The following is a 285-nucleotide window of genomic DNA, read 5'->3' on the forward strand; positions in this document are numbered from 1 at the left end:
CACCATGGTCGGTCTCGTCGTCGAAGGCGTTGCACAGCGCTTCGAACGGCTCGCTCCGTCCCAGGCAGAGTGCACGATACGCCTCCAGGATCGGCTTGGGCTGGCCGAAACCTAAGCGCACCGAGCCGTCATCCTTCACATGGACAAGATAGTGGGGATCAAGCGGGTTGATCTTCGCCTGCTCGGGGTTCGGATCGAATGGGCGACGACGGAGGCAGAAGATGACGCCGGGATCGATAGCGCCGTCCTCGACCCCATTGGGCACGATCGCGTGCAGCCCCAGCG

Annotated in this window: 1 pseudogene; it reads right to left on the reverse strand. The window is 63.5% G+C overall.

What is annotated here, in order from left to right:
- A pseudogene (locus X742_RS1000000175230) lies at positions 1-285 on the reverse strand (helicase); the annotation flags it as partial.

This window comes from Mesorhizobium sp. LNHC229A00 (assembly GCF_000502415.1).
In the GTDB taxonomy this organism is placed as follows: domain Bacteria; phylum Pseudomonadota; class Alphaproteobacteria; order Rhizobiales; family Rhizobiaceae; genus Mesorhizobium.